The organism is Bellilinea caldifistulae, assembly GCF_001306055.1.
Classification (GTDB): Bacteria; Chloroflexota; Anaerolineae; order Anaerolineales; family Anaerolineaceae; genus Bellilinea; species Bellilinea caldifistulae.
Window position 1 is genome coordinate 27,984 of record NZ_LGHJ01000021.1, and the last position, 23,679, is coordinate 51,662.

Annotated in this window: 20 protein-coding genes and 1 riboswitch; of the genes, 6 read left to right on the forward strand and 14 right to left on the reverse strand. The window is 48.3% G+C overall.

What is annotated here, in order from left to right; genetic code table 11:
• Positions 1-16: 16 nt before the first annotated feature.
• Positions 17-116, reverse strand: a riboswitch (glycine riboswitch).
• Between the two features lie 72 nt (positions 117-188).
• A complete protein-coding gene (locus tag AC812_RS15170; protein WP_061917178.1) occupies positions 189-1,364 on the reverse strand; it encodes a radical SAM protein in 1,176 nt (391 codons plus the stop codon).
• A 387-nt stretch (positions 1,365-1,751) separates the two neighbouring features.
• On the opposite strand from AC812_RS15170, the gene AC812_RS15175 reads away from it, so the two are divergent.
• Positions 1,752-2,444, forward strand: a complete 693-nt coding sequence (locus AC812_RS15175) for a class I SAM-dependent methyltransferase (RefSeq protein WP_061917174.1) — start codon at positions 1,752-1,754, stop codon at positions 2,442-2,444.
• 21 nt (positions 2,445-2,465) lie between these two features.
• A complete protein-coding gene (locus tag AC812_RS15180; RefSeq protein ID WP_061917171.1) occupies positions 2,466-3,188 on the forward strand; it encodes a SpoIIE family protein phosphatase in 723 nt (240 codons plus the stop codon).
• On the opposite strand, the gene AC812_RS15185 is transcribed toward AC812_RS15180, so the two are convergent.
• Positions 3,176-3,598, reverse strand: coding sequence for a hypothetical protein (locus tag AC812_RS15185; protein ID WP_145962570.1), 423 nt, complete (start codon positions 3,596-3,598; stop codon positions 3,176-3,178). The genes AC812_RS15180 and AC812_RS15185 overlap by 13 nt on opposite strands.
• Positions 3,599-3,722: 124 nt before the next feature.
• Between AC812_RS15185 and AC812_RS15190 the strand changes: the two genes are divergently transcribed.
• On the forward strand, positions 3,723-4,823 hold the full coding sequence (locus tag AC812_RS15190) for a glycosyltransferase family protein (protein WP_061917165.1): 1,101 nt from the start codon (positions 3,723-3,725) through the stop codon (positions 4,821-4,823).
• Positions 4,824-4,832: 9 nt separating this feature from the next.
• On the opposite strand, the gene AC812_RS15195 is transcribed toward AC812_RS15190, so the two are convergent.
• Positions 4,833-5,135, reverse strand: coding sequence for a YciI family protein (locus AC812_RS15195; protein ID WP_061917163.1), 303 nt, complete (start codon positions 5,133-5,135; stop codon positions 4,833-4,835).
• A gap of 36 nt (positions 5,136-5,171) precedes the next feature.
• Between AC812_RS15195 and AC812_RS15200 the strand changes: the two genes are divergently transcribed.
• Positions 5,172-5,876 carry a YigZ family protein gene (locus AC812_RS15200; RefSeq protein ID WP_061917160.1) on the forward strand — a complete coding sequence of 235 codons (705 nt, stop codon included), beginning with the start codon at positions 5,172-5,174 and terminating at the stop codon, positions 5,874-5,876.
• Here the strand turns inward: AC812_RS15200 and AC812_RS15205 are convergent.
• Positions 5,809-6,963 (reverse strand): hypothetical protein, encoded by a 1,155-nt coding sequence (locus tag AC812_RS15205; RefSeq protein ID WP_145962569.1) that lies wholly within the window; start codon positions 6,961-6,963, stop codon positions 5,809-5,811. The two genes, AC812_RS15200 and AC812_RS15205, sit on opposite strands and share 68 nt — an antisense overlap.
• Positions 6,964-7,079: 116 nt before the next feature.
• On the opposite strand from AC812_RS15205, the gene AC812_RS15210 reads away from it, so the two are divergent.
• Entirely contained in the window at positions 7,080-7,715 is a 636-nt protein-coding gene (locus tag AC812_RS15210) for a sterol desaturase family protein (protein ID WP_114676110.1), read from the forward strand.
• A 75-nt stretch (positions 7,716-7,790) separates the two neighbouring features.
• On the opposite strand, the gene gpmA is transcribed toward AC812_RS15210, so the two are convergent.
• Together gpmA and AC812_RS15220 are read right to left on the reverse strand one after the other, a co-directional pair.
• Complete coding sequence (gene gpmA, locus AC812_RS15215) at positions 7,791-8,546, reverse strand: 2,3-diphosphoglycerate-dependent phosphoglycerate mutase (protein ID WP_061917154.1); 756 nt, start codon at positions 8,544-8,546, stop codon at positions 7,791-7,793.
• 69 nt (positions 8,547-8,615) lie between these two features.
• Positions 8,616-9,401, reverse strand: a complete 786-nt coding sequence (locus AC812_RS15220; protein ID WP_145962568.1) for a tryptophan-rich sensory protein — start codon at positions 9,399-9,401, stop codon at positions 8,616-8,618.
• A 115-nt stretch (positions 9,402-9,516) separates the two neighbouring features.
• On the opposite strand from AC812_RS15220, the gene AC812_RS15225 reads away from it, so the two are divergent.
• Positions 9,517-10,320 (forward strand): YdcF family protein, encoded by an 804-nt coding sequence (locus tag AC812_RS15225; protein ID WP_061917149.1) that lies wholly within the window; start codon positions 9,517-9,519, stop codon positions 10,318-10,320.
• Positions 10,321-10,325: 5 nt separating this feature from the next.
• Here AC812_RS15225 and AC812_RS15230 read toward each other — a convergent pair whose 3' ends face one another.
• From AC812_RS15230 to AC812_RS15265, 8 genes are all read right to left on the reverse strand, one after another.
• Positions 10,326-11,480: a lycopene cyclase family protein gene (locus tag AC812_RS15230; protein ID WP_082149113.1), complete on the reverse strand. Its 1,155-nt coding sequence runs from the start codon at positions 11,478-11,480 to the stop codon at positions 10,326-10,328.
• Entirely contained in the window at positions 11,467-12,498 is a 1,032-nt protein-coding gene (gene add, locus AC812_RS15235; RefSeq protein ID WP_061917144.1) for an adenosine deaminase, read from the reverse strand. The genes AC812_RS15230 and add overlap by 14 nt, the downstream gene beginning before the upstream one ends.
• Positions 12,479-14,497 carry a S9 family peptidase gene (locus tag AC812_RS15240; protein WP_061917141.1) on the reverse strand — a complete coding sequence of 673 codons (2,019 nt, stop codon included), beginning with the start codon at positions 14,495-14,497 and terminating at the stop codon, positions 12,479-12,481. Before AC812_RS15240 ends, add begins: the two co-directional genes overlap by 20 nt.
• Positions 14,498-14,546: 49 nt before the next feature.
• A complete protein-coding gene (locus tag AC812_RS15245) occupies positions 14,547-15,863 on the reverse strand; it encodes a glycosyltransferase (RefSeq protein WP_082149112.1) in 1,317 nt (438 codons plus the stop codon).
• A complete protein-coding gene (locus AC812_RS15250; protein ID WP_061917136.1) occupies positions 15,817-18,081 on the reverse strand; it encodes a glycosyltransferase family 4 protein in 2,265 nt (754 codons plus the stop codon). Before AC812_RS15250 ends, AC812_RS15245 begins: the two co-directional genes overlap by 47 nt.
• Positions 18,082-18,187: 106 nt before the next feature.
• Positions 18,188-21,010, reverse strand: a complete 2,823-nt coding sequence (locus tag AC812_RS15255) for a molybdopterin-dependent oxidoreductase (protein ID WP_236839263.1) — start codon at positions 21,008-21,010, stop codon at positions 18,188-18,190.
• A complete protein-coding gene (locus AC812_RS15260; protein WP_061917133.1) occupies positions 21,007-21,894 on the reverse strand; it encodes an FAD binding domain-containing protein in 888 nt (295 codons plus the stop codon). Before AC812_RS15260 ends, AC812_RS15255 begins: the two co-directional genes overlap by 4 nt.
• Before the next feature lie 176 nt (positions 21,895-22,070).
• Positions 22,071-23,525: an ABC transporter ATP-binding protein gene (locus AC812_RS15265; RefSeq protein ID WP_236839262.1), complete on the reverse strand. Its 1,455-nt coding sequence runs from the start codon at positions 23,523-23,525 to the stop codon at positions 22,071-22,073.
• Positions 23,526-23,679 lie beyond the last annotated feature (154 nt).

The following is a 23,679-nucleotide window of genomic DNA, read 5'->3' on the forward strand; positions in this document are numbered from 1 at the left end:
GTGCTTTTCAGAGGAGAATTCATCCGGGGTCCTTTTACCTGAGAGATTCGGCGAATGGAAAAATTGCCTTGCCCCTTCGGTGCCAATTTGGATTTGGTCTCTTCCCCGAATGTGGGTGAAAATGATGTTATTGACTAAAAAGATTATACCAAAAATGCAGGTGGATAAATATCCCCTGTTGATGGATTTCACCAGAATGAGGGTTGACCGGGGATTTTTTTGCCGTTCAGGAGGATATAAGGCGATACCCGATTCACGGGAATACCAAGGTGCCTTAATTCAGATTCTGATTTGATTTTTGAGTTTCGGCGAAATTGGAGAATGCGCCGGGCTGTTTTTGGACCAATCCCCGGTATTCGGACAAGAAGGGAAAAATCAGCCTTGTTTAATTCAATCGGAGAATGCAAGAGATGAGCTTGCGCCCAAAGTGTTTTTGGATCTTGATCGAGCGGTAAATTTCCAGAAGAAGTGAAGAAGAAATCGTCAGTTTTAAACCCATAATCCCGAATCAGAAATGAGGCCTGGTACAGGCGAAGGGGTCTTAATGGATCAGCGGGGGGCAGGTTTTCCAAAGGGGTATCGGGGATGGGGGAGAAGCGGGAGTAATAAATGCGGCTGAGTTTAAGCCGAGTGAACAAATCCGCCGAGGTTTGTAGAATTTCTACATCGGTTTCGTTGGCTGCTCCAACGACCAGTTGGGTAACAAGGGAGGGTATTTGGACATTTTGATGAGCATTCTGTAAAGATTGACGAAGTTCGTTTGCCCATTGGAGTACCTGCCACAATTCTTCGTGAAACTTCTTGCGGGGGGCCAGGTACTTCAGTCTTTCTTGATTGGGGGCTTCCAGATTGACCGAAACGCGCGTGGCTAATTGCAAGGCGCGAAGGATCTGGTCTTTTTCGGCACCGGGCATTAACTTGAGGTGGATATACCCCGCATATTGGTATTTTGTTCTGAGTATTTCGGCCGTATCCAGAATCTTGTCCTGAGTTCGAATCCCACCGCCGACCATTCCCGAACTGAGAAACAGCCCCTGCACCAGTCCAGCGGTGGTCATTTGAGAAAAGATTTGGGCCATCTCGACTGGTTGTAAGGTGGCTCGGCGGAAATCACGGCCGGCACGAAACGGGCAGTAAAGGCAGTTTTTCTCGCAGGCTGAAGTTAAGAGGGTTTTCAGGAGTGGTGTACGGCCGCCACCCGATCTTTTTGCCCAAAAAATTGCCGGTGCCTCCCTCATTTTTGGTTTGGGGGAATAACATTCAGGCGGAGTGTCGTGTGATTCTTCTAACTCAAACTCGGTTTGACTGGTCAGAAGATGGAAATTGGCCAAATTAGTAGTGTCCACATCCTTATTATAGAACATTTATTCGTAATATGCAATCCAGAAAACAACGGAATTTTGGGATTGCCGGTTTGGAATAAGGATTTCCAAATATTTTATCGGAGTCGTTGGGCAGTCGCCGTCATCTCTCATAAAGGTTTGCAGGATTGTGGGGGAGATTTCTCCGCTGCACTTGAAATGACATTAAACGGTTGAGATCAATGGGAAGTGACGAAGAGTGGTGTGTCAATCTCTTACAAATCCATTTGGGAGGGTATGAGCGTGACTCTCTCCTGTACTGGCAAGTATCAGTTTGGTTGGGGTCAAATGATAATAATGGTGTGGAACTTATCCCAAACGGACTTTATTTATAATAAAGAGTACATCTGGCGGGTTAAATCCCGAATGGGAGTTATAAAGAGAGCGTTCATGAATTTGACTGAGTTGCTTATGAATATTTGGGGTGGTCTGATACGGTGGTTCTTTCAATTACTGTATCATCAATTTTCCTTCGCTTATGATTGGGTGGCTGCCTGGGTATCCGGCGGAAAATGGAAAGAGTGGGTGTATGAAAGCGGTAAATTTTTCAATGATGAGCCGATTCTCGAAATCGGATTTGGCCCCGGTCATTTGCAAAAAGAATATTTATTGAAAGGAAAACACATCTTTGGGCTGGACGAGAGCCGTTTTATGTGCCATTTAGCCAGAAAACGTTTAGAGAAGCTGAATCTGGCCGGCCAACAATCCAGTTTGTGCCGGGGGATTGCTCAGTATCTTCCCTTTGCGGGCGACTCCTTTTCGACGATCCTGATGACCTTCCCCACCCAATATGCACTGGACGAAAGGACAATTGGGGAATGTTGGCGGATTTTGCGCTCCCAGGGAAAAATTGTGATTTTGCTAGCCGTAAGACAGGGCGGTGATTCGCTGTACAAACGGTTGATTCGCTGGTTGTTTGGTATCACCCATCAAAGTCCAGAAAACGAGGTGTATCAGACAATCTGGACACAACGCTATGGTGCTGCTGGATTTCGTGTCGAGCAGGTATGGCATCGGTTGGGGGATGATCACCTGTGGTTTGTCGTGGCAGAAAAGGAATCAACTCCCTTTGCGAATGGCTAAAAAACCTGTAAAATCAGTGCTATGGAAATTCAAATCGCAGTTGCCAAGGTCACCAAATTTGGTTCGTTAGAGAGTGGTGATTCTGTTGAGATTATTGAACGGCCTAACGGTGGATTATCGGTGGTCATGTGCGATGGTCAGACTTCCGGCAGGGAAGCCAAGATGATCTCAGGCATGGTCGTTCGAAAGGTGATTGGTCTGATTGCGGACGGCATTCGCGATGGTGCAGCAGCTCGAGCGGCGTCTGATTTGCTTTATACCGAAAGAAATGGGCAATATTCGGTGTATTTGAATATCTTGAGTGCTGATTTGCAGAGCGGTACGATTGTTCTTTCCAGGAATAATCCTACCCCCATATTCGTTGCTCAAGATAATCATATCGAATGCTTGACGGGTGAATCTCAACCGATAGGCACAGCCAGAAATATCCGTCCTTTGATTTCGGAAATAACCCTGACACCGGGAACTACGGTTGTGATGTACACCGACGGGATAGCCAATGCAGGTTTGAATATTTCTGGCTTGGGGTTGGATATTTGCACTGCATTGGAAGCGGTAATGGACGAGGAAAACCCCAGTGCAGATCGAATTGCCGATTCGATTTTAGGGCAGGCCATCCGTTTGGATTTGGGAAAACCACAGGATGACATGACCATTGCGGTTTTACGCATTGCGGCGGCTGGAAAAGACCAGATTCGCCGGTTGAGCGTTCGATTACCTGTGCCGCCTTCTCAGGACGAATGAGATTTGAATGGGCGGCTAATCCAAAGGGCAAGCAAAAGTAACAGCAGGCCAATCCCGTCGAATAAGATGAAACGCGCAGCCGTGGCGCGGAGTATGGCTTCACCCGGTGGAAGGGAAGATTGCAACAAGGTTTCACCGACAAGCCCAATCAATTGCATCAGGTTTGCTTCAATCAGAGAAAGCCGGTTTTGAAGCGGATTCCAGAAGGCGAAGACATAGGGGATATTCCACATCAAAAACAAAATTCCAAATCCCTGAACCAACACTTTGCCGGAGAAACCTTCCAGTTGAAACGAAGAGATGTAGGGGGAGGGAGTAACGATAAACAAGAATGCAGCCTGCAAATTCCAGAATAATACAATTCCGATGAAAAGGGATGAAAAAAGCCGTCTTCTATTGCGCGTAGCCATTGGAATTTTTCCCATAATGTTAATCCAATGTAAACATTACAAAAAAGATAAACTAACCAACATAACCGGATAGTGTAGTACAATCAATTCCGATGGTAATTAAATCACAAAAGAATGTTGAATTATGAAAATTAGTGCTGTCATTTCGCCCCACGGATTTGGTCACGCATCGCGGACGGTTGCTGTTTTGCAAATGCTTCATCGGATCATTTCAGACTGTCAATTCGATGTGATTACCAGTGTACCCGAATGGTTTTTTGAGGACTCGTTGAAGGTCGAAAGATATGCGTACATTCCCTTTGAAACCGATGTGGGGGTGGTACAACTTTCGCCTTTTGTTGAAGATTTACCCGGAACGGTCGAGCGGTTAAAGTCCTTTTTGCCTTTTACAAATGAAAAAGTCCTTTATCTGGCAGAGTTATTGAAAGAACGCAAAAGTGATCTTGTCTTGTGTGATATTTCACCTTTAGGGATTGTGGCAGCAAAATTGGCAAATATTCCTTCGGTATTGGTGGAAAACTTTACCTGGGATTGGATTTATGAGGGTTATATTGAATTAGAACCGCGTTTTAGGGATTTTATCACCCTGCTGCGCGATGCCTTTGAGATGGCGGATTATCATATCCAAACTGAACCGGTGTGTGAATACCGGTCTTCAAATCTGGTAAGCCAGCCGGTCTCGCGTTTGCCGAGAATGCCGCGGCATGTGTTACGGGATGCCCTGAAAATAAGTTCCAATCAGCCAATGGTTCTGATCACCATGGGAGGTATCCCTCAACTTCTCAATCCATTGCGGCCGCTACAAAGATTTAACGAGGCTGTATTTGTCATTCCAGGCGCAAGCGAACAATATGAGTGGCGGGAGAATCTTTTACTGCTACCTCATCACCATTCTTTTTACCATCCTGATCTGGTCAACGCCAGCGATGTTGTTGTGGGAAAACTGGGATACAGCACGATTGCTGAGGCATACCACAGCGGGGTGCCGTATTTATACATCCCCCGCAACCATTTTCGGGAGACAACCCCTTTAGCCGCTTTTGTGGAATGGGAATTACACGGGATGAGGATTGAAGAAGCAGATTTCATCCACGGCAAATGGCTGGATGTGCTTCCTTCGGCTCTTGCCATTCCGAAAAAACAAATCGAAACGATGAATGGCTCTCAACAAATTGCTCAATTTATTGCCGAGAAATTGGGCATGGGGATTTCCCAACCCCAATGACGTAACGCTTTATTCCTGTCCGGCGACCCATTTTTCCAAAAAAGGCTGGAATTTAACCGGATTGAATTCGATAAACGAATAACGAGCGGCGTGGTTTAGATGATAGGGGTCCTGTTCGAAAAAGATGCGTAATTCATCCTCGGATTCGGCGCGGGCAATGATAATTCCACCGGTGCGTGGGTTTTTGGGACCGGAACACAACAGGTAGCCCCGATCATAGCCTACCTGTAAGAAGGCCCGATGATGAGGCAAAATTTCATCAATTTTCTCGATGGGGGCGGTATACTGAATATCTACTAAATAGTGTTTCATTTTTCGATCCTTGGCAGAGGGAGTTCTACTCGCCTTATGGGCAAATCTGATGATACCACGAGCTCTGAATTTTCTAAAACGATTTCAGTTCCTGCTAATGAATGGCGAGCAGAAATAACCATCGTCAATTCCCGTTTTATTGCGATCGCTGCACCTGCTTTTTCGGTGGAAGATGCACGAAATTTTATCCAGCGTATCCGCAGTGAGTTTGCGGACGCAACCCACCATGTTCCGGCTTACCTGATTGGTCACGGTACAACTGTCATTGAACATTGTAACGATGACGGCGAACCCGTAGGCACTGCTGGCAAGCCGGTTTTAAGCGTTTTGAAAGGCAGCGGAATCGGGAATATCGTCGTGGTAGTGGTGCGTTACTTTGGAGGGACAAAATTGGGCAGCGGTGGGCTGGTCAAAGCCTATCAGCAGGTGACCAAGGCGGTGCTTGCCGAGTTGCCGCTTGCAAAACAAGTGAAGGCATGTGAATTAGTGTGTATCGTGGGTTATTCCGATTATCAAAAAGTCCGGCGTTTGATTGAGAACAAGGACGGTGAGGTAATAGAAGAGAATTTTACCGATCGGGTCAGCCTTAAAGTGCAGATACCTCTTTCAAATCTGACTGATTTTGAACGATCTTTGGGTGATTTGACCCACGGGATGGCCAAGGTAACCACGCTTAAACCGGAAGTGATGGTTCTTCGTCCGGCGTTAAATCTCGCGCCATCTCAACCGCACCGTCAATAAGGTCTTTCTGAATGAAACGCCGGCGATAATTGACCAATCCAAGCAGTAGAGCCAGTTCGAAAATGGCATTGATCGAAGCTGAGAATTGATCCAGATAAAAAACCAATAAGTTGACAATCGTGAGGGAAGTGGTAAGCACCAGAATGCCGATCCGAACGGCAATTTTTTCGCGTTTCAAAATCAGCAGCAACCCTGCAGCAACCGAAAAAAATCCAATTGCGGCCTGACTTGCGGTTTTGACAATTAACCATTCTGGGGGAATATTGGGCGGGAGGGTCTGGATGATTTCAATAAACCTTTCTGGTTGTCCATTGATGGTTTGGATGGACAGCAGGGTCAGGTTAAATAAACCCAGAATAGAGATCAATCCATGCCAGAATAAGCCCATTATCAATAAAAAATATAACCGTTGTCGGGTAAAAACGCTCTCGAAATTTGTGACCAGTTGCTCCCACTTGATGAGAAGACCGGATTTAGAAGGGGCCGGGTTGGTTAGCAGGTCGCTTTGTAAGAAGTGAAGCAAAGATTGTGCCAGACGAACCAGTGTTGCATCGGTTGATGTGTGGATGATGTGAGTCAGGCGCTGGATGAGGTAAGATTTTTCTTCCTCGTCCAGATCTTCGTCCAGTAACTCTTCCATCATGCTAAAGATGTGATACAAGTCCTCGCGAGTGGTGGAAGGACGCGGCTTGCGAAATTGGGTGTAAATCAACACCGTGAGAAGAAAGCTGGCGTAAATCAGCGGTGCGGCGGGAGGGTAGAAGTAATCATTGGTTTGGGTGATGAATTTTCCGATTTCATCAATAAAAAGGCCAAAGCCCATGCCGCTCAACAATGCCGACCAGAATAGTGCCCAACGGTTGGCAAACATGATTGGTAATAAGGCTGCGGCAAATAATATCAGTCCTCCCCAAATGACATGGGCGATATGCAGAGTACCAAATTCAACGCGTGGGTAATTGGTCAGTTCTAAAAATAAGCGAATGCCCAATACAGTGGCGGCAAAACTGATCAGAGAAATAAGTAAATATCGTTCAGCCAGCAATTGCTTGACCGGGCTTTTTTTGCGGATAGAGGATTTGTTCACGAACATTCATCCTGATTGACTGCTTTACCGGTATTATATAATGATTCATCCTGTGATATACTTCAACATAATCCTCCCTAAATTTATCCAATAATTCCATTTCGCAAGGTGAACAAATGGACACTATCAAAATAAATCACAGCGATGAACCCATTCGTCTGTTCAAGTCGGATTTTTTGGAATTTTTCACCCACATTTCACCGATTGTCGTGGTCATCATCTGGCTTCCAGTAGCGGTGTTTTTCTTCATTCGGGGGATTCTGATCAAACCGGCATTTGTTTCGGTATTCTTTATCCCATTTGGTTTTATTTTCGGCCTTTTTTTGTGGACTCTGGCGGAATACCTGCTGCACCGATTCCTTTTTCACTATAAGCCGAAAACACCTCAGCAAGAAAAGATTTTTTATCTCTTCCACGGTGTACATCACGAACAACCTCAATGCAAGACTCGCCTGGTAATGCCTCCGGTCGTCAGTATTCCATTAGCACTTGTGTTTTATGGGATTTATCATCTATTATTTGGAGTTTTGTTACAGGCTCCATTTATGACAGCAATGGTTTTTTCCGGATTTATTGTCGGTTACTTGATGTATGACATTACTCATTATGCTACGCATCACTGGCCAATGCGCAGCGGAATCTTGAAAGCATTGAAGCGCCATCACATGCGGCATCACTATAAAACTCCGAACCAACGTTTCGGAGTCTCCTCACCATTGTGGGACTATATTTTCGGGACTCGTGGTGAATAATTTCCATTCATGCGGCCAAAAAGCGGCTGCCCTTGTATGTGGCAGCCGCTTTTATTATCCTTAACAAGCCAGTGGTTATTCTTTTTTGGCCAAACCCTGTCGTGCAACGGCTTCAGCGGCGGCTTTGACGGCTTCTTCGTCCGCCAGATATCGGCGAGACACCACTTTGAGTTGATCATCCAGTTGATAGGCCAGAGGGATACCGGTAGGAATGTTTAGTTCGGTAATGTCTTCGTCAGAAATTTGATCAAGGTACTTGACCAACGCCCGCAGACTGTTGCCGTGGGCAACAATCAGGATTTTTTCACCTGCTTTGAGGCGTGGGACAATTTTCTCATTCCAGTAAGGCATCACCCTCTCCAGGGTCATTTTCAAGGATTCGGTGGCAGGCAACAGGGCAGGATCAACCTTGGCATAACGGGGGTCAAAGCGCGGGTGACGGGGGTCATCCAGTGAAAGAGCAGGCGGAGGGGTTGCGTAACTGCGCCGCCAGATGTGCACCTGTTCGTTTCCGTACTTTGCGGCAGTCTCGGCTTTATTCAAACCTTGCAATGCGCCATAATGCCGTTCATTCAGCTGCCAGGCGCGCTCAACCGGCAACCACATCAAGTCCATTTCGTCCAAAATGATCCAAAGTGTTCGGATGGCGCGTTTTAACACCGAAGTAAATACGTAATCGAAAGTAAATTTTTCTGCAAGCATTTGCTGACCGGCAAGACGGGCTTCCTCTTTGCCAATGTCGGTCAGGTCAACGTCAGTCCAGCCGGTAAATCGATTTTCCAGATTCCACAGGCTTTGCCCATGGCGTACAAGAACAAGGTTCTCTTTCATGGCTAACTCCTGGTTCATTCAAATTTGGTTTGAAAACTTCTGAAGAGATTATAACCGAGAATCAGCTGGTTAGCGTAAATTTTCACGATTGACCCGGCTTGAAATCAGTTTCATTTGACGGGCACGCAGCATAGAATACAGCAGGAAGATCAGGATGAGTGCTGCAACTGCTCCAGCAATGTTTGCAATCTGTTCGGAACCGCCGGCTTTGAAAAGGATGCCGGAGAATGCCCAGACGATCACCAGCGGATAAGTGATTGCATTTCGGTAGTGAATCATAGCGATTGCCAGTAATCCGCCAATCACAATTACCACACCGGTCCAAACCTCAGGTGCGATTCCAAAACCGTCCCAATTCAAAGTGTAGAGTAAAACGCTCGCATTGGCAATGGTGGCAACTGAAATCCATCCGAGATACAGACTGAATGGAAAATGAATCAGGCTTCGGTCAGCAGGTGAGGCTTCCTGAACCCCAATTCCAAGGCGGAGATAAATTGCCAGCAATGAAATCAGCAAGCCCAACATTACCAGCATCGAAAGTGGAATTAAGCCGTAATGCCAGGCAAAGATCCATGCGCCGTTAAAGAGGTTGGCTGCAATGAACCAGCCACCAATCCGATCAATGTGGGAGTTCTTCTGCTGAGAGGGAAGAAGCTGGTAAATTCCAAAACCGAGCAAAGACAGGTAAATTAATCCCCATATGGCAAAGACGTAACCAGCGGGGGTAAATAAAACCGGGTATGAGTCGGATATCTCACCGGTCGTGCGGTTGTTGATGGGCAAAGCGTTTGCCAGAGTGTTGACTACAATCGTGAAAACGAGAGTAATCAGATTTAACCAACGAATTGTTCTCATGCTCAGAATTCCTTTTGTGATTGTATGGTTAAGGGTATCATAAAAGAGCGCATCAGGGGATATTCGGTGAATGTTTAAGTTTAATTTTGGATAGCCATGTTGGGAGCAGAAAATCATGTTTGTTTTTCTTTCCAAATTTCTACCTCTATTGATCTATCCCCTCGGTTTGGCTTGCCTGTTGATTTTACTCAGTCTGCTTCTTCGGGTATCGCCAGTGTGGCAGAAGAGGTTGGTTGTCCTTGCGCTTGTTTTACTCTGGTTGGGGGGAAACCGCTGGGTCGCTTATAGTCTGACTTACACTCTGGAGAGGAAAATCCATCCCCCAGCCGAGTTGCCGCCTGCCGATGTCATCCTCGTTCTGGGTGGTGGAACGGAATCTTCTGACGCACCTCGCAGCGGCGTGGAGGTGAATGGGGCTGGCGATCGCGTTATTCATGCCGTTCGGCTGTATCGTCAGGGGATTGCCCCCTATATTCTACTGAGCGGCGGAAATATCGAATGGTTATCCGCTCGCACAACGACACCGGCATTGGAGATGCGAGAATTGATGCTGTTCATGGGCGTGCCCGACTCGGTGCTGATATTACAGGATCAATCTCAAAACACTGCCGAAGATGTGTTTTATTCCACCCAAATCTTGAGGGAGAGAGGCTTCGATAAAGTGATTCTGGTTACATCGGCACAACATATGCCCCGGGCGGTTTACTTGTTTCGTGAGCAAGGTATTGATGTAATTCCTTCCCCGGCAGACTATTCGATTACCGACGCAGAATGGCGCAGCTTATGGCAGGCAAATTTTCCCGCTCAAATAATTAATGTCTTGCCGAACGCAGGCTATCTTTCAATGACCACAACCAGCCTGAAGGAATATCTTGGAATGCTGGTTAACTCTTTGAGGAATCTTATCAACCTGTCATAACCGGATCAGACCCTGCCTAAAAGTTTTAGTCGCAGCAAGGCTCTTAGAAAAGGCAATGGGGGTAAGGAGGTCAGGATTTTAACATTCTGTAAGAAGGTTTGTTCTTCGTCCAAAAATCCAAAAACCCGTTTTACCGGATTATTACGAAACAATTGAGTAAAAATATGATGCATCTGATCGCCGTGGCGCAGCATCACTTGTAGCATGATGCTGTCAAACAGCCGGTAGCGGGCTGGAGATTCCGGAAGATCAAACGGATGCCCATGCTGGATCAGCGAAGAGATAATTGCTTCACTATCTTTCTGAATCCGTAAAAATGCGTAACCACTGGATGGCTTGACCCGCCCGCCGAGTGTGCCAATTGCTAATATGCGCTTCCCAAGTTGACGAGGTAGGGGTTGATCGGACATGGGAATCACACCGTTTTCAACTGCCCTGATCTGATATTCGCGGATTTTCAAAACCTCAGTTATGTAGCGCTGAAGCGCTTGATCATATTCCTCGCTGGTCAGCAAGGTTGGGGAAAAGAGGGTATATTCCACCAGCGCTTCCCGTTCCGAAAAGGGGAGAATGTACATAAAGCGCATCTGCCCGTTTTGTGGGGTGCGAAAATCAAACAGTGTCGGTGTTTGAGGATCAAAAAAGGGAAGGCTGGTTTCAATTTCCCAACCGCGAAAATGTTGCTTTAAGTAATGATAACGTTTGGGGTCTGCTTTAATCTTGCCGGGATCGTAGAGGCTGCTAAACACCCACTCCCCCTGAAAGTGAACACCATTGAGGTCAATGTATGCGGCATTCTCATCTTCACTGATACTACGCACATCGCCAAATTCAAAACGAACGTTGGGGGACGCGTTCAAAATGTCATAAGCATAGCGGTAAAAGTCAATACCGCGAATCAAATAATAGTGGTAGGGGGAGAGGGTAAACGTGGTTGAGAAGTTTGTGTTGAAGAAAGCCAATCTCTCCCAGGTACGGTAAGTGGCAGATGGATAAGGGCTTGGATGAACCGACCAGAAACACCAGGTGCGGTCATTGGTTTGCTTAGGTGCCCGATCAACGATCAAGATTTTTTTGTGGGGCAAGGTTTGAATCAGGCGCAGCGCCAGACTCAGGCCTGCAGCACCGCCTCCGGCGAGAATGAAGTCAAACATCTCCATGAAGTGTGGGTGAACCTTTCTTCAAGACCAATTCGGATTTTTGTTGAGGTGTAAGAAAGGACGCTTCCAATGCGTTTTGCTGCAATTGCCAGATTTGTTGCTGCGACAATCCAGCCCTTGGGGCAGCCACGTTGTATTCGTAGGGCAAAGTAATGGCACTGATGCCGGGGTCATCTGTGTTCAAAGTTGCACAAATTCCCCAATCAAGGAAGAGGCGAACGGGATGGTCGTTATAACTTTTTACCGTTGAGGTCTGGACATTGCTGGTTAAATTGACTTCAACGGCGATGCGTTTTTTGGTCATAAAATCCAACAGGGTTTCATCGTGTTGCGCCTGGACGGCATGCCCAATCCGTTCTGCTCCAAGCAATTGAATGGCTTGCCAGATACTCTGAGCACCAGCGCTTTCTCCCGCATGGATGGTTACGTGCAAACCGGCATTGCGGACCAAGGCGAAATGAGCCTGATACCATTCGGCAGGGAAGTTTGCCTCATCGCCGGCCAGGTCCACCGCCACGAACGCCTCGCGGCGGGCAAGGATGGCTTCCAGTTCCCGATGACAAATCTCCGGCCCATAGGTGCGGCTGAGAATCCCGATCAGATTGATGGGGATGCCGGTTTGACTGCTGGCTGAGCGGACACCATCCACCACCGCATCAATCACCGCCACGGGGTTGAGTTGATGTGTTTCAGCCATGAACCATGGAGAAAACCGTAGTTCGGCGAAGTCAATGCCTTCTTTACTCAGGTCTTCGACGCATTCGTAAGCAACCCGGTAACAGGCATCCTCATTAACGAGAATCCTGGTCATCCACTCAAAACGAGCAATGAAGGCCATCACCCCGGCTTGCGCCTCACTAACCTGGACATAAGGACGTAAACTTTCGATGTCTTGGGCAGGTAGAGGCAGACCGTGGGTCAGCCCTAAGTCCAGGATGGTTTCCAGTCGAACGCTGCCGTCGAGATGACGGTGTAAGTCAATGAGCGGAAAGTGGGGATTAATGTGGTTGGCTGTCATCGAGCAAATATTTTTTAAACCATCTGGCAATATGATTCAATCGTATGATACGCCGGTCGGTCCTTCCGCCGCGGGAAAGACCGTGAAATTCTTCGGGAAAGCGCACCATTTCGGTATCCACCCCCAGCCGCTTGAGGGCAACATAAACCTGTTCTCCCTGTTCAATCGGGCAACGCAGGTCCATCTCGTTGTGGATGACCAGCGTTGGAGTTTTGGCGTTGCCGATGTGGGCGATTGGCGAGCGCTGCCAGTAGTATTCCAATGCCTCGAAGGGTGGTTTATCGTTCAATTCCCGCTGAAAGACCCAATTAAAATCGCTGGAACCCCACATGGAGATGAAATTGCTGACACAACGCTGGGTGACAGCGGCGCGGAAGCGTTCGGTGTGACCAATAATCCAGACCGTCATGTAACCGCCGTAACTGCCGCCGGTAACCCCCATCCGGCCGGTGTCTATGTAGGGCTTTTGCGCCATGTAGTCGGCCCAGGCCATGAGGTCGGCGTAATCACGGTCGCCCCAATTGCCGTGAATGGCGGCAGCGTGCTGCTCACCGTAACCGCGGCCACCGCGTGGATTGCAAAAGTAAACCACAAATCCCTGGGCAGCCAGATAGTAAAACTCGTGCATGAAAAGTTTGCCGTATTGGGTGAGCGGGCCTCCGTGAATTTCCATTATGGATGGATATTTTTTATTCGGATCAAATTGGGGTGGCTTGAGAATCCAACCTTGCAAGTCGTTGTTATCCGGCCCTTTGAACCAGACTTCCTCGATCTCACCGAGATCAACCTTGTCGAGAATTTCGCGGTTAAAACGAGTCAGAATGCGCTGCTGGTGAGAGGTCAGATCCACGATCATCACCTGACCCGGATCCGAAAAGGATCCGTATAAACCCGCAATCCGGGTTGCAGCCCGATTGATGGTTTGGGTGTGAAAAACTCCGCCTTCGCCAACAATAGTTTCTAATCCGCTTCCATCTACCTGGATTTTCATCAAGATACTGGAACCATGAATAGTGACCGGGAAGTAAAGGGCCTGGCTATCCGCGCTCCATAAGGGTGGATTGGTAACGGCCCCACCGATGTCATTGATCGTCCAGGCGCTGACGTTCAAATCAAAAGCTTCGGTTAAGTTTTTAGGTGGTTGGGATCCATCAGTTGGAATGACCCAAAGGCCGATATTCTTAAAGCCTTCTCCGATGCCTTCCTGGCCATAATAGGCCAGCCATTTACTATCTGGCGAGACGCGAAGTGAGGATTTGTTACCGGGAGGTGTTTCCAGCCGGCGGGCTTCACCCCCATGGGCAGGCATGATGAAAATATCATCCAGATCCGGGTTGGAGTCGGGATCATCGCTGTGATTGGAAATAAAAGCAATCCATTTGCCATCGGGAGACCAATCGGGGAAATTTTCGTCCCAGACCGGATGATCACTGATTTGGGTTGGCTTACCACTGGCGGCATCAATTACCCACAAATGCCAGCGTTCATGAGGCAGGTAACCGTAGCCATCCAGTTTGTAGAATAAACGATTGTAATGCCGGGCAGGGGTGCTGATATTTTTAAGATCCGGATTTTTCTGACGTTCAAGAACTTCCTGATCCAACTTCCTGACCGTACAGAGAATTTTTTTTCCATCCGGAGACCAGATTATCTCGCCAATTTCACCGTCTATCTGAGCCAGCGGACGGGCCTCACCGCCGTTGAAAGGGATGAGGAATAGCGCCGGCGGTTTGTCTTTATTCTGACGATTGGAAAGGAAGGCAATTTGTGACCCATCCGGTGACCATACCGGGTGATTATCACTTTGCTCGCCAAAGGTAAACTGATGCGGTTGCCCCCCTTCGACGGGGACTACCCACAAGTTGGAAAATTTCTTTTCAGTTTTCTTCTCGACTCGTTGAAGGGTCAGGATAACGTGTTTTCCATCCGGTGAAATTGCTGCCCCTGATGGAACTTGAAAACGATAGAGATCTTCAGCGGTGATGAGACGCTTGGCCATGAGATGCTCCTTTTAATGGATGGATCGGGTTTTGAAAGGGAATATCGATTTATGCAAAAGACAAAATTGAATTGGCAAGGAAAGTCGCTCCGCGTTGGTGGCTGAATTTTGACCAATTGCGCAGGGAGGCATCACAATCCCCTGAAAGTAGCATTTTAATTTTACCCTCGAATTCTTCCAGCAAAAAGTCGTTTGGGTTCAACACTTTTGCAATGCCAAAATGTTCTGCATCGTGTGCAATGGCGAACTGATCACTGGAAAAGGGAAAAATCAGCATCGGTTTGGCATGATAAAGCGTCTCAGTAAAGGTGTTGTTGCCCCCATGATGAATGACCAAATCCACCTCAGGAAGGAGTGCGGTTTGGGGTAAAAATTCGCTCAATATGAAGCGGCTGTCCTGAAATTCGGCATACTCCTGCAGACGACCACCCACAGCGGCAATAAACAAGCCGTTAGGAAAAATTTGGTTTAAGTACTTCAAAGTTTTTTGAATGACATCCGAACGAGCGGAGAGGAATGTACCAAAACTGAGCAGAACTTTGGGAAACCGGGAGTGGTTTTCCCGAATGATTTCCCGCCATTCCAGATTGAGAGTCGGGTTGGGAGAGAAGCAATGCCCGCCAAAGCACTTGACGGGGTTTTCTCGCTGCAGGTGGAGATGGCCAAAATCAGGGTAATTAAACAGAATTGCCAGGGGGGAGGATAAACGAAACGCATTTTCAACAGCGGGGAGGTGAGGTGCGTACTGTTCTAAAAATTGATTGAATACGGACGTAAACTCCTGTTCAATTTTTGAAGCCAGATTATTGAGCTTCTGCAAATCCTTTGCCGCCGGTTGAATTTCAGATGGAAAGGCGTAAGGCACACCGAAGGTCTGATCGCCTTCCGGGATGTAGGTGGGGTGGCCGGGGCAAAAAGTGATAAATGGGTAACCCAATGAAAATAAGGAAAGTGTGACCGCGTAATTTAATTGGTCAACCAGAAAAAGCGAAGGCTGCCATTGTTGATAAAGTTGCTGTAGTTGCCGGTAAATTGGCATAGGCTCAGGTAGCATATCCAAACGGCGGTGCTTTGCCTGAATGAGTAAAGTTGGGATTGCGCCTTCTTGGGTAGCCCTGAAAAATTGATCCAAACGCCGGGCTTCTTTTTTGACCTGGCGAGTTTTCTCGGCGATACCGGTATTGGCGTTGGAAGCCACTTCTAATGGGGCAAAATCGCACTTGGCCGCACGAACTTGATTCTCGAAGGCTGAAGCAGTGGCAACCACTACCCGAACACGTCCACTAACTCTTATAGCTTTAGCAATGGTCAATAACGGGCTAAAATGCGAGTAAAACGGCGGGCTGATAATCAGGATGGTTTTCATGGGGAGGCTTTAAGTTGGATTCAGAGGTGGTTTTTATATAAAGGTCAATCAGTAGTTGAGCAATACGGTGAATATCATAATTTTCCTGAACGGTTTTTTTACCCGCAAGGGCAATTTTTTGCAACTTTTGCCCTGGAAGCGAAAGAATCTCCAGAAGAGCATCTCCTAATTGATTAACCTCGGAAGTATCCATCAGGAAACCATTCTCGCCATCTCGAATATAACTGGAAAGGCCGCCGGCTTTTGGACCAATTGCCAGCCATCCGGCTGACATGGCTTCGAGGATGGCGATGCCAAATTCCTCCTTAAGGCTGGAGCAAACATACACAGGCGGTTGATCAAGGGGGTAGCATTCTGACAGGTAAGATTCCAGGGCTCGAATCTGGTGATTGGGCATTGCTGGCAACAGGAAGAAAAACGGCATGGCTGCGGGATTTTGTTCAAGCAATTTCTCAATTGAACGGAGCATTTTCTGCTCGGAGGGTGTTGGATTTGAAGGTGATCCACCAATCAGAACAAGATCAACCGATTGCCATAAATCGCTTTTCAGCCATGCCTCAACCAACAGATTTTGCTGTTTGATCGGGCTTAGCCGACCAACACTCAAAATCAGACGGCGATTGGCGTGACTCGAATCATCCGAAGATCGTTTAATGCGAGTTAAAACTGGCTGAATCGGGTCAATATGATGAAAGTTAGCAGAAGCAACCTCGAGCCCTTCCGGGATGACAGTAAAAGTTTTCTTTCGGATAATTTGAGTGAGTTGTGGAAAATACGGCAGTAAATCCAGTATGCCTTGTTTGGAAGGGAGGATTACTACCGCATCCGATTGGTGAAGTAGTTGATCGGCAATCAGCACGCGGAAGAGCGATTGATTGAGGATTTGAATATCCTCAGGCTGGAGATTGGATCGAGATTCGTAGTGTTTTTCTATGGCTCGGTGCGGATCAGCGGTGAGGGTCAGTATGGTTTTAATGTTCATTTCTCGGGCAATTTCTGCTACGGCAAATGTTCGAATGTCGTTAAACCTTAAGTGAAAGATGTCTGGCAGGGGGGTGATTTGATTGAGGAAAAGCCGAAGAAAGGTTTTTAGTTGGAGGGGATAGGCAACAAAGTCGTCCTTATCAACCTGGAAGTTATCGTGAATGGGGAGAGTCACCAGTAAATGAATCTGGTTGCCATTCTCCACAGGAGTCAGAAGAGAAGTGGCAAGGGGAGAGGTTACAAATGTGAGGATCTGGCGGATATTTTCATTCTCTGCGAGTGCATTACCAAGCTGATTGAGGAAAATGGACAAGCCGCCGCTGTCTCCAACTCCCGGTTGATGGATTGATCCGAAAAACATGAATTGAGCAATCGTCAAATCATGTTCGTTGTGCGGTAATTTATTTTGTTCTTGATTAAAAGATGATATTTTCTCAAGAGAGTTCTTGAGGGGATTGAGGCAGGGATTTTCCCGGCAATCGAGGTATTGAAGAGTGGAGAAATAAGCTTCAAAGCGCCAGGGTTGGATTTGTTTTAGGGAAAGCCAGACCGCCAGATTGAGGGGATAAGGCACTTCAGATTTAGATAAGGTTTTTTCAATCCACCGGTTCAGAAAATCAATATTATGATGTGAAACAAGGTATTCCAGAAGGGCAAAAGCAACCGCTGGGTGAGAATAGTATCGTTTGAAGATCGTTTCCGTCAGGGATTGGGGTAACTCCCATGCCGGATGCAAAGCTGCTAGCGATAAGAGGGTAGTCGCTTGTTTTTCGGAGAGGGAGGGATTACCCAACAGGGAAGTTAACCGTTGAGATATAACGGAGAAATTTTTTAGAGAGGAAATATTCTGCTTGAAGATCTCAATGATCAATGAATTGTTCAAGGTATCGTCGCTGATCCAAGCCAGTAAAGTATCTAATGAGTTGATTGAAGGATTTCGAATCAGCCCACGCAGGATTGCCGAGCGTTCAAACTCGTTCGAAACAATCGAGACGACATATTCCAATTCGGCACTGGTAATTTTTCGGGTACTCCACAACCTTTCCAGCTTCAACCAATCGTGCAGGACATTGGTGCCAGAAACCGGAAGGCAGAGCCAGTTAACCTGACTATGGGATTTTGGGAAAGAAAAAAGTTGATAACGATGAATTCGAAAGGCACGATCAGAAGGCACAATCAGGGGTGTGTTAAGCTCATTGCTTTGATAAAGGTTGGCAGAAAAGTCCAGTTTCATAAAAAATCCTCTCACTGCTAAAACGAACATAAATCTAAGTTCATTTTAGCCAACGAGAGGATTCAAGTCAGCCTTTTAAGACCGTTTGTATAATCTTTGTATAATATCAGGCGGTTGCGGCTTTTTCCTTCAGGGCTAAAAGGATTTTTTCCTGATCAACGGGGATTCGGTCAAATCGAACCCCAACTGCATGATAAATTGCATTTGTAATTGCCGGGATGGTTGGAATCAGTACGATTTCGCCGACACCCTTTGCGCCAAAAGGCCCTTCAGAAACCGGATGTTCAACTACAAAGGGAATGATCTCCGGTGTAAAGGTAATCGAGGGCATTCGATAACGGGCGAGGCGGTCGGTGATGACCCGGCCTTGTTCGACAATGAAATTTTCGGTCAGGGCGTGACCAATTCCCATTATTGCACCGCCTTCGATCTGACCGCGTAATCCAAGCGGATTGATTGCGGTGCCGACATCGTTTGCGATAATCAGGCGCAATACTTTGACTTCCCCCGTCAGGGTATTGACCTCAACTTCGGCTGCCTGGGCAGCAAAGGAGAAAGCAAAGTGCATGTCGCCTCCCTGCCCCAAGGGGCGGGTCGCAGGTGCCCAGTAGGTATAGGAAGCAAGCGGTTGTCTGCCAGATTCAAGCATTTGTTCGGCTAAATGGGAAAGACTGACCTGCTTGCCGTTGACCTGGGCCAGTCCCTCAATGAAGCGGATTTCCTGGGGGGGTACATCGTAGCGCTCGGCCAGTTCGCTGGTCAATAATTGGCGCAAGGCACGCGCCGCGTGACGCACAGCATTGCCGGTTACAAAGGTCTGACGTGAGGCTGTGGTTGGGCCGCCGTCGGGGGTCAAGTCGGTGTCCATTAACAGAACATCTATCTGACGCGGATTTTGGTTGAGCTCTTCAGCGGCAATCACTTGCAACACTGTCGGTAAACCCTGGCCTAATTCGGCAGAGGAGGAGCGAACCTGAAAAGTGCCATCTCGACGCAGTTCAACTTCTGCACCGGCTTTATCGGGCGCTCCGCCACCTAAACCGGTATTTTTATAGCCAACTGCAAAACCCCATGCTCGAATAAGATGTGGAGCTCCTTCGACCGGTTTGGGAGTGAAGGGACTCCCATCGCTTAAGCGGTTCATCTCTGCTTCAACTTTTTCTATACACTCCATTAATCCGACGCTTTCCCGAAGGACCTGGCCCGTATTGGTCACACTGCCCACCCGTAAGGCGTTTTTCTTCCGTAACTCGACCGGGTCCATGTGAAGGACTTCAGCCAATGTGTCCATCATTGATTCAATTGCAAAAGCGGATTGCATTACGCCAAACCCGCGAAAAGCGCCGGCGGGAGGGTTGTTGGTATACATGGCGTAGCAATCGGCTTTGACATTTGGAATTTCATACGGGCCGGAGGAGTGAGTTGTGGCACGAGTTAAAACTTTTTCGCCTAAGGAGGCGTAGGCACCGGTATCTCCAAACAACTCGGTTTCGACAGCGGTAAGAGAGCCGTCCATTTTTGCGCCAACCTTCACCCGAATTTGAGTGGCGTGGCGTTTAGGGTGAACAACCAGGCTTTCCTGACGGTCAAAAAGCAATTTGACTGGCCGGCCAGTGACATTTGCCAGCAAGGCGGCGTGGATCTGGCCGGCAATGTCCTCTTTGCCGCCAAAACCGCCGCCAATTAATTGGCCGATGATGCGTACTTTTTCTTCGGGTACTCCCAATGCCCGCGCCACCTGATTGCGGTCAGAGTAAGGGATTTGGGAACCAACGTAAAGTTCCATGCGTCCTTCGGGGGTCGGGCGGGCGATGCTGCACTCTGGTTCCATGAAGGCATGGTCATGCATGGGGGTATGGTAAGTATGTTCCAGCACTACATCTGCCTGTGCAAAACCTTGTTCAACATCCCCCTTCCGAACTTTGATGTGTTTGAGAAGATTACCGTTATTGTGAATGCGAAGAGCATTTTCCTGGATGGCTTTAACCGGGTGATCAATCACGGGCAGCGGTTCGATTTCCACTTCGATTAAATCAAGCGCATGGGTGGCAATCTGACGGGATTCGGCTGCCACAATTGCGAGCGCATCGCCTACTGTACGAATTTGCTCACCGATGCCCACCATAATCGGCCAGTCGGGGATGACCAGGCCGTGATATTTCTCGCCGGGGATGTCTTCGGCAGTTAGAACAGCCACTACACCGGGCAGTTTTTGAGCTTTTTCAATGTCCAACTTGCGTAAAATACCCGATGGAACGCCAGCACGTTTTACGCGGGCGTGCAGCATGTTTTCAAATTGAATATCGTCTGTATAAATTGCCTTCCCGGTCACTTTGGCAACAGCATCCGGACGGGGTTGGACTGTTCCAACTACCCGGCCAGCATGGCTGGAAGGATCAATTTGGGGGGGTGGCAGCGGTCGGCCAGTTTGAAGGGTGCGAGCAGCCGCCTTTATGGCACTAATAATTGTGGGATAACCGGCGCAGCGACATAAAGTATCCTTGAGGGCAACCTTAATGTCCTCTTCGCTGGGATCTGGATTGCGTTGTAACAAGGCATAAGAAGTCATAATCTGTCCGGGAATGCAAAAACCACATTGGACGGCGCCGTACTCGATGAATGACTGCTGCAAGGGGTGAAGGGGAATCTGGCTGCCATCCGATGCAGGAGTGGTCTGAACGCTGGATAATCCTTCAATAGTGAGGATATTTGCACCATTGGCTTTTGCCGCCGGATAAGAACAGGACAGCACCGGTTCACCGTTAAGAATCACTGTGCAGGCACCGCACTCGGCCTCGCCACAAGCGACTTTGGTACCGGTCAATTTGAGACGATAACGAAGCAGGTCTGCCAGCATTTCACCGGGGATTTCGGGTAACTGGTAAGTATTCCCGTTGACAGTTAGAGTAATCATGTTCGGGTCGTTCATGCTACCTCCAATTCAAATGCCCGTTGCCAGGCTTTACCGATAACTTCTTCCAGCAGTACTTCGCTGAGATGATGCCGATAAGCGGCACTGGCACGCATGGCACTACTGCGGAACTGGATGGATTGGTGAATAGCCTCTTTTGCTCTTTTAAGTGCAAAGGAATCAGGGGATTTTCCGATCAATTCCTTTTCAACTTGCGTGGCTCGAAAAGGCACCGGCCCGGAGGGGCCGATCGCAATGTGAATGTCGCGGATCACTTGCTCTTCCCGTTCCATCCACACTGCCATGTTCAAAATGGGCAGGGCAACCCCTTGGGGACGCATCACCCGGCTGAAAGCAGAGGACTGACCGGATTTACGTAGGGGCAGGTAAAATCCGACGATAATCTCCGAGTTCAAATCCAGGGTTGACTGGCCAGGGCCTTTGAAAAGAGTGTGAATGGGCTGCAAGCGGCGGCCTGTGGCTCCGGCGATCTCAACCTGCGCATCCAAAGCAAATAGAGAAATCATGCCATCGGCTGCCGGTAAAGCATGAGCCACATTTCCGCCAAGGGTGGCTGTATTCCGAACTTGCGGGCCTCCAATCAATCCGCAGGCTTCAGCGACGGCTAAAGCGTGATGGCGAACGAGAGGCGACTCTGTGATCACCTTTACAGGAACTGCGGCGCCAATAAAAAGGCGTTCCCCTATTTCTTGCAACCGCAGCAGATCGGGAATGCGGGTTACATCCACAAGAGTGTGAACCGGTGGATGGTGTCCCTGTTGGATTTCGAGTAACAGATCGGTTCCGCCGCCGATCGGCCGGGCGGAGCCGGGGGCGGAAGTCAGGTAGTGGATTGCTTCTTCAATGGAGCGGGGAATGACATATTTTTGCCAGATGTTCATCGGATCGGTGGACTCCTTCAGTAAGGCGGCACTTTTCGACGGACTCACACAGGTCCGACGCCGGTCCGGCAATTAACCGGATTCCGACCACCGATTCTCAAGAATATTTTACGATATTTTTCGTCAAAATTAAAGTACTAATCGGCAAATTCTTGCCTGAAAAGCCAGGAATTGCTTCAGGCTTTGGCTTTTTCGCGGATACCGGCCATCATTAAACCCAATTCTTCGGTGGTGGCAGTCTTGCCATCTACAACCCCAACAATTTCGCCCTCGTATATTACGGCAATGCGATCCGATAGGGCGCGGATCTCGTCTAAATCCTCCGAAATGAGCAATGTGGCTGTGCCTGCCTGCCGCTGTTCGAGTAATCGTTGATGGATGTACTCCGAAGCGCCAATATCCACCCCACGGGTTGGTTGTGCGGCAATCAGCACTTTGGGTTTCCGGGAAAGCTCGCGTGCAAGGATCATCTTCTGAATGTTCCCGCCGGAAAGATTTTTGATGGGGGTTTCAATCGTGGGGGTTTTTACATTGAACTCCTGAACCAGCCGTTCGGAAACCTGTCGGATGCTGCGAAAATTTAGAAAAGTCCGCGAGGAGAAAGGCGGTTTGGCGTGATCTTCGAGGATGAAATTATCAGCAACGCTAAAATCTTTGATGGCTCCGTCTTTCATTCTTTCTTCCGGGATGTAGGATTGACCGGTAGCAATCCGTACCGAGGGAGAGGCGTGAGTGACATCCACGCCGTTCAGGATAATCCGTCCGGATTTTACCGGCCGCAAACCCGCCAGTGCTTCTGCCAGTTCTCTTTGTCCATTGCCCGAAACGCCTGCCAGACCCAGTATTTCACCGCCATGAACTTCCAGTGATACCCCTTTGAGGGCATCGTTCCCGCGATCGCCCCGGACCACCAGATTTTCAATTTTCAACAAGACTTCCCCCATTTTTAGTGGAGGCTTTTCGTACTGAAGGATGACCGGACGTCCAACCATCATTTGAGCAAGTTCGGTTTTCGTGGCACCTTTGGTTTGACGAGTGCCGACCACTTTACCATCGCGTAAAACGGTAACCCGTTGACTGATGGCAAGTACTTCGTGTAATTTATGGGAGATGAAAATCAGGGCGTGACCTTCATCCGCCATCCGTCGTAAAGTGATGAAAAGGTCGTCCACCTCTTGTGGGGTTAATACCGCGGTTGGTTCATCCAGGACGAGAAGAGCGGCTCCGCGATAAAGTGCTTTGAGAATTTCGACTCGTTGCTGTTCTCCAACCGAAAGCTGCCAGATGTAGGCGTCTGGGTCAACTTTGAGATTGTACTGCTGGCAGAGTAAATCAATCCTTTTACGGACACGGTCAAGGTCTAATATTACGCCGCGGGATGAGGGCAATCCAAGTGCAACATTCTCCACCACCGTCAAATCCGGCACCAGCATGAAATGCTGATGAATCATACCAATGCCGGCAGCAATGGAATCTTTGGGGGAGTGAAACACAACTTCCTCGCCATTGATGAAAATTTTCCCCTCATCCGGCCGGTATAAACCATACAACTGGCGAACCAAGGTACTTTTACCAGCACCATTTTCGCCAAGCAAGGCATGGATTTCACCTGCCTTGACATCGAAATCCACATGATCGTTAGCCAGGACGCCGGGGAAGAGAGAGTTGAAAAATCAAGCGTAATACGCCGAGCAGGCTGTTTGAGGGGTGGAAAAGCCGCACCCGATGGGGTATCCACCCTAAAATAAAGGGGCTGTGTATCTTGATTTGACCTCTTCACCTCCA

What these genes read in the sequence shown, in the direction of transcription:
- AC812_RS15255 (WP_236839263.1), bottom strand. Translation starts at nt 21,010, where the DNA reads ATGAACGACCCGAACATGATTACTCTAACTGTCAACGGGAATACTTAC.
- AC812_RS15250 (WP_061917136.1), bottom strand. Translation starts at nt 18,081, where the DNA reads ATGAAACTGGACTTTTCTGCCAACCTTTATCAAAGCAATGAGCTTAAC.
- AC812_RS15210 (WP_114676110.1), top strand. Translation starts at nt 7,080, where the DNA reads ATGGACACTATCAAAATAAATCACAGCGATGAACCCATTCGTCTGTTC.
- AC812_RS15175 (WP_061917174.1), top strand. Translation starts at nt 1,752, where the DNA reads ATGAATTTGACTGAGTTGCTTATGAATATTTGGGGTGGTCTGATACGG.
- AC812_RS15170 (WP_061917178.1), bottom strand. Translation starts at nt 1,364, where the DNA reads ATGTTCTATAATAAGGATGTGGACACTACTAATTTGGCCAATTTCCAT.
- gpmA (WP_061917154.1), bottom strand. Translation starts at nt 8,546, where the DNA reads ATGAAAGAGAACCTTGTTCTTGTACGCCATGGGCAAAGCCTGTGGAAT.
- AC812_RS15185 (WP_145962570.1), bottom strand. Translation starts at nt 3,598, where the DNA reads ATGGCTACGCGCAATAGAAGACGGCTTTTTTCATCCCTTTTCATCGGA.
- AC812_RS15260 (WP_061917133.1), bottom strand. Translation starts at nt 21,894, where the DNA reads ATGAACATCTGGCAAAAATATGTCATTCCCCGCTCCATTGAAGAAGCA.
- AC812_RS15180 (WP_061917171.1), top strand. Translation starts at nt 2,466, where the DNA reads ATGGAAATTCAAATCGCAGTTGCCAAGGTCACCAAATTTGGTTCGTTA.
- AC812_RS15230 (WP_082149113.1), bottom strand. Translation starts at nt 11,480, where the DNA reads ATGGAGATGTTTGACTTCATTCTCGCCGGAGGCGGTGCTGCAGGCCTG.
- AC812_RS15220 (WP_145962568.1), bottom strand. Translation starts at nt 9,401, where the DNA reads ATGAGAACAATTCGTTGGTTAAATCTGATTACTCTCGTTTTCACGATT.
- AC812_RS15195 (WP_061917163.1), bottom strand. Translation starts at nt 5,135, where the DNA reads ATGAAACACTATTTAGTAGATATTCAGTATACCGCCCCCATCGAGAAA.
- AC812_RS15245 (WP_082149112.1), bottom strand. Translation starts at nt 15,863, where the DNA reads ATGAAAACCATCCTGATTATCAGCCCGCCGTTTTACTCGCATTTTAGC.
- AC812_RS15240 (WP_061917141.1), bottom strand. Translation starts at nt 14,497, where the DNA reads ATGGCCAAGCGTCTCATCACCGCTGAAGATCTCTATCGTTTTCAAGTT.
- AC812_RS15190 (WP_061917165.1), top strand. Translation starts at nt 3,723, where the DNA reads ATGAAAATTAGTGCTGTCATTTCGCCCCACGGATTTGGTCACGCATCG.
- add (WP_061917144.1), bottom strand. Translation starts at nt 12,498, where the DNA reads ATGACAGCCAACCACATTAATCCCCACTTTCCGCTCATTGACTTACAC.
- AC812_RS15200 (WP_061917160.1), top strand. Translation starts at nt 5,172, where the DNA reads ATGGGCAAATCTGATGATACCACGAGCTCTGAATTTTCTAAAACGATT.
- AC812_RS15225 (WP_061917149.1), top strand. Translation starts at nt 9,517, where the DNA reads ATGTTTGTTTTTCTTTCCAAATTTCTACCTCTATTGATCTATCCCCTC.